This is a genomic window from Vibrio sp. R-1, from assembly GCF_035615595.1.
GTDB classification, from domain to species: domain Bacteria; phylum Pseudomonadota; class Gammaproteobacteria; order Enterobacterales; family Vibrionaceae; genus Vibrio; species Vibrio cholerae.
This window is the reverse complement of record NZ_WPDC01000141.1, coordinates 1-4,920: the sequence shown is the minus strand read 5'-3', so window position 1 is coordinate 4,920 and position 4,920 is coordinate 1. Positions and strand designations below refer to the sequence as shown.

Sequence of the window (4,920 nt, the reverse complement as noted above, 5' to 3'; positions counted from 1 at the left end):
TTGCAGTGAGTTTTGGTGGTGAAAGTGGTGTGCGGAAGGTTGGTTTATGCGGCATTCACCCCTTAACGCGGCGTTATATGAATAAAGGAAGACTTGATGATCAGAAAAGTAGAAGATAACTGTATTAATATTGAAAATCTTGATCAAAAAATATACCGAGTGTTTAGCTATGACAGGTTTGAGCAATTAATAAATGACCAAGAGCTCGTTTTAGTCAAACCGTCTATGTGGGAAGATCCTTTCGAAAACTTTTTCTTTAAGGCTGAAGTCGACTGCGGTAACAATGAGGTTGCTACACTAGATAATTTGGCAAAAGATTGGTACGGACAGTGTTGGACTACAGAAAAAGATACTGATGCCATGTGGCGTATATATAGCCATGATAAACAAGGGGTAAGAGTCTCAACTACTATACGTAAACTATTTGAGCCGATTTTTAACTCTCGTGAAGATTATCGAGGTCTGTGTTACTTCATAGGAAAGGTCAATTATTGGAGTGAAAGTGACATTTTTGGTTTTCTGTCAAATATAACTTTCACAAGTCTAGCTATGGGAGGACAAAATGATAACTTCGCGGAGTTATTATGTATTAAACGACCTGAGTTTTCGCATGAACATGAAGTACGACTTTTAGCGAACGATTTTGACGAAACTCGCGGAAGTAATGGTCTTTATCGGATTCCTTTCGATACCGACCTTCTGCTTGATGAAATATGTATAGACCCGCGTTTGAGTTCAGTTGATGCAAATGGTTTAATGACGAAAATAAAAGCTCTTGGTGTCAAGACTCAAATCATACAGTCTCCTTTATACAAGATTAAAAACATGCCGCGTATAAAGCTCGAATAAAAATTCATATAACAAACTGTTCAAGAGGGATTCGCAACGCGTGGCATTTTTACTATGCGTTGGTTTAAGTGATTAAGGTGGTATGCAGCGGCTTCGGTATTGCGTTGCTCACCCCTTAACAGGGCGTTATACCAATTTATCGTAATTAGCTCCAACTCAAGACACTATCGAGAGAAGCTTGGTTTCTATATACTTCCTTATTTCAAAGGAAAACCAATATGGAAATGATCATCGTTTCATCAGAACAGCAGAAACGTCTAATCATGATATTTAGTCGTACAGTATCGCAAATGTCAGATAAAGCACTTCTGAGTGATCTAAGCTCATATGCGGTGAACTCCAGCGTTTATCCAGCTTTCAAAGCCGCCTCAGATCTACGAGTAGATCGTATAAAATTACCATTTGGTGATGATAGAAGAGGCTCTTTAGAGGGTGGAGATTTCCTTTATCGTTATCTGTCTCGAGGGTATATCTGCCTTGGTGATTTCACAGGGCAACCCAAGCCAGATTTATCACAATGGGGTGTTCGCTCAGTTCGCAAGTTACCAAAAGTTGGTTTTGGCTTATAAGTAGGTTGCTTATGACTGCCCCAAAATTGGTATAACAAACGGTTCAAGAGGGACAGCCAACGCGAGGCATTTTTATCATGCGTTTGTTTTTTGTGGTTACGGTGTTATGCGGAAGCTTGGTTATGGCGTTGGCTGCCCCTTAACCGGGCGTTAGCAATCCACATGCATGGTGGTTGTGCTTTTTGACATTAACAGATAGAGCGTGGGAAATGACATTAACTGATTTCGCTAGTTTAAGTACGATTGTTGCTTCTTTTATTGCTGTTTATACATTATGTACATGGAGAAAACATCAAGTTTACTCGATGCATCTTGAGTTGTTGCTTTCTTTGGAAGAACAATACGATTGTTTAATTAAAGGTTACATTTCCAAATATAAAAATTACAATGATCTCAAGGCTCTTGAACAACTAAGCAGAGCTAGCTTAGAAATAGCCTCCAGCCTCGAGTTCAGAAATCATGCAGCCCAACTAAAGCAAGAACTGTTAAATAGTGCCCAAGAAATAAGAATTGTTGACTACGAAAAGACTTTGTCTAAGGCCTTGCGTTTAAATCTTATAAAAGAACAGCCATTTATTATTCCGGAACGTCTAAATGCATTGTTTTTTGAGAGTTTAAGCTGGGTTGATGATTTTAATTTTTCAGAAAGAAAAGCAGAGTTAAAGCACATATTCGATGGCGAGTTTTCTATTATTCGTGAGCTTGGTGTCGATCATATCAATGCATCTATAAAAAATTGCTAACAAAGCGTTAAAGTGGGATTCGTGCCGCATGGCATTTTTAGTTTGCAGTAAGTTTTGGTGGTGAAGGTGGTTTGCGGAAGGTTGGTTTGTGCGGCACTCACCCCTTAACGCGGCGTTAGCTGCCTACTTGCAATATGTTCATTTAGCTGTACAAGTTGAACTTTGAAGGCTATACTTGTTCCGTAAACAGTACATGTGGGAGGTTGTATGAGAATCGTTTCTTTTACAGAAGCTAGGAATAGTTTAAAAGCAGTCTTGGATGCCGTTGTGAATGATGCGGATACAACCGTCATCACTCGACGTGATTCAGAAGATGCCGTGGTTATGTCGCTAGATTATTACAATAGTCTAATGGAAACCGTACACTTGCTTCGCTCTCCAGCGAACGCTGAACATCTAAACCGTTCCATTGCCCAGTTCAAAGCGGGAAAAGTTACCCAAAGAGATCTGATTGATGAGTAGTCGTTTACTGTCATGGACAGATGAGTCCTGGGATGACTACTTGTACTGGCAAACACAAGACAAAAAAACACTCAAGCGGATCAATAAAATCATCAATGATGTTAAGCGTTCACCGTTTGAAGGCATTGGTAAACCAGAGCCTCTAAAGGAAAATCTATCTGGTTTTTGGTCTCGACGGATCGATGATACAAATAGACTGGTTTATGCTGTTGATGATAATGCAATAACGGTTATTTCGTGTCGCTACCATTATTGAACCAACTGACTAAAGGCAGCTAACAAACGCTTCAAGAGGGACAGCCAACGCGTGGCATTTTTACTATGCGTTGGTTTTCGTGACTACGGAGTTATGCGGAAAGTCAGTAGTAGCGTTGTCTGCCCCTTAAGCGGGCGTTAACCCTCACACAACCATCCACATAAACACAAATGTATCTATGTCACATCAAGGATGTGGGAGAGTTGTTATTTTGTTCCGAACAAGCCTTTGAGGATGAATCCTACTAGTCCGTAAGCCATTTAAAAATTATAAAGTACAGTGGTAGCAAGATGCATACTGTGAAAAATAGGTAATAACGTTTGTCACGCTTAACACCAAGTTTTTCAAACAGAAGGTCTGAATCTTTTCGGACTCTCCATCTCCTCTCTAATCTCAAAAGACCATCATATATCGTACTTTTACCTTCTAATGTACGCACTTTGTCAATGTAAGGTCTTAACCTGTAAACAATAGCTAAAAATCCACTAGCAGAGGAGTTGTATAAAAATTTTTCGTCATAAACCTTATAATGGATAGCATTAGCGCAACGCTCCCATTCATTAAGAACATACATTAAGGCTGCCGCTTCTGAAGATTCACTTTCCTTGCCCGCCAAATCTGCAATTTCCTCAGTGGTAGCTGTTTTTACAAAAGCTATAGCTGCGGTGTTGTGTCGGTCATATTCCTTGTTCTGATTGCGGTCTGATTGAAATTTTAGAGCATTAACTTCTCTAGCTGTTCTTCGTTGCGCTAAAACACCAACAACTGCAACGACTAACCCTAAAGTTACTGGAATTATTGTTGGGTTTTTAAGGAGAAAATCTGTTAAGGTAGTGGTAGGCATTTAAAACTCGTAGATACAGAAAAGGCAACGATATATCGTTGCCTGAGAATACCAATGATGTGAGGTCTCAATTATTTAGTTAAGACCAACCTTCGTTTTCTTCTCTATACATTTTCTGACTCCTCTTAATATGTTCACTTTATAGGGTCACATTAGTACCTTGCACCTTAAAAGTCAAGTGATTGCGCCTAAGTGTGTGTTACACAAAGTAGCTTCCAAAAGACCAGCCACATTTATTGCATAACATTATTACCTCTTTAATTAACACATAACTGTTGTTATGTCCAGTAGTTTATGACAAATCAATATCCTCTTGTTGCATACGCAACATAGCTCGCAAACCTTCTGACAAAGGTATGTTATGTTGTTGTGCTCACACACAACAAAAGGAAATTGAAATTATGAGCAAATGTCCAAATCAACAATGTCACTCAGAATCATTTGAAGCAGTAAAAGCAGATATCTCTGGAGTAAAATATCCAATGATGTTTATTCAATGTTCAGAATGTGAAACTGTTGTAGGTGTCGAACCAACTTATTATGTACCTCAAATGTTACAGGATTTAGCCAAAGCTTTAGATATCCCGCCACTACCCTAGTAAAGACTGTATGAGGTATTAATAAGAATTTTCGACTCTTCCTCTGTAATATGCCCGTCATCGACAAGTTTTTTGATACGGGCTTTATATTCCTCAGTCATAAGATTATCAATTACCATAATATATTCTCCTTATGAGATTTAATTTAATTTGTTACCGTGAGGTAACTGCTATTGTTTTGTGTAGCTATACAACACCCAGCTACACGAGGGTTTGTTTCGTGTACTTTCGTACACGAGGGTTAACAAAGCATTTAAGAAGGATTCACAACGCTTGGTATGCCAAGCAAGAATGTTACGGTTCACAGCTTCGCGTTGTTCACCTCTTAATGCAGCGTTATGCTTAATCCATAAAAATCAAAAGGTTGTGATTGTCAATTCCTTTGGCATTTCGTTCATGTTTTGTCGGCAATTCAAAATTGTTTTTCGCTGCCTAATGAAGTGGCAATGTGTCTGGCGTTGTAAATTCTGAGTGATTGCCTCATTGGGTTTTTGCGTCCACGCGAGGTGAGTTTTGCTCTCTCAAGTGCTTTGAGCAATTTGGTGCCTTTACTTATGGGCTGAAAGTCTGTCGGCAATTGAGCATTGTTTTCCGCTGT

The 4,920-nt window shown here is 39.2% G+C and carries 7 protein-coding genes; 6 read left to right on the top strand and 1 reads right to left on the bottom strand.

All coding sequences use genetic code 11. The features are described from left to right. Positions 1-96: 96 nt before the first annotated feature. The 5 genes from GOU96_RS16845 to GOU96_RS16820 all read left to right on the top strand — a co-directional run bounded on the left by GOU96_RS16845 (position 97) and on the right by GOU96_RS16820 (position 2,879). Positions 97-849 carry a DUF2971 domain-containing protein gene (locus GOU96_RS16845; protein WP_267783122.1) on the top strand — a complete coding sequence of 251 codons (753 nt, stop codon included), beginning with the start codon at positions 97-99 and terminating at the stop codon, positions 847-849. A 218-nt stretch (positions 850-1,067) separates the two neighbouring features. After that, positions 1,068-1,418: a hypothetical protein gene (locus GOU96_RS16840; protein WP_267783121.1), complete on the top strand. Its 351-nt coding sequence runs from the start codon at positions 1,068-1,070 to the stop codon at positions 1,416-1,418. 209 nt (positions 1,419-1,627) lie between these two features. Beyond that, on the top strand, positions 1,628-2,161 hold the full coding sequence (locus GOU96_RS16835; RefSeq protein WP_225450205.1) for a hypothetical protein: 534 nt from the start codon (positions 1,628-1,630) through the stop codon (positions 2,159-2,161). A 207-nt stretch (positions 2,162-2,368) separates the two neighbouring features. Then, complete coding sequence (locus GOU96_RS16825; protein ID WP_001223794.1) at positions 2,369-2,623, top strand: type II toxin-antitoxin system Phd/YefM family antitoxin; 255 nt, start codon at positions 2,369-2,371, stop codon at positions 2,621-2,623. Further along, positions 2,616-2,879 (top strand): Txe/YoeB family addiction module toxin, encoded by a 264-nt coding sequence (locus GOU96_RS16820; protein ID WP_000098716.1) that lies wholly within the window; start codon positions 2,616-2,618, stop codon positions 2,877-2,879. Before GOU96_RS16825 ends, GOU96_RS16820 begins: the two co-directional genes overlap by 8 nt. A 244-nt stretch (positions 2,880-3,123) precedes the next feature. On the opposite strand, the gene GOU96_RS16815 is transcribed toward GOU96_RS16820, so the two are convergent. Further along, positions 3,124-3,723 (bottom strand): DUF4760 domain-containing protein, encoded by a 600-nt coding sequence (locus GOU96_RS16815; RefSeq protein ID WP_267783115.1) that lies wholly within the window; start codon positions 3,721-3,723, stop codon positions 3,124-3,126. 401 nt (positions 3,724-4,124) lie between these two features. Between GOU96_RS16815 and GOU96_RS16810 the strand changes: the two genes are divergently transcribed. Further along, the gene (locus tag GOU96_RS16810) at positions 4,125-4,322 is read left to right on the top strand and encodes a hypothetical protein (protein ID WP_055028352.1); all 198 of its coding nucleotides are present in this window, start codon (positions 4,125-4,127) and stop codon (positions 4,320-4,322) included. Positions 4,323-4,920 lie beyond the last annotated feature (598 nt).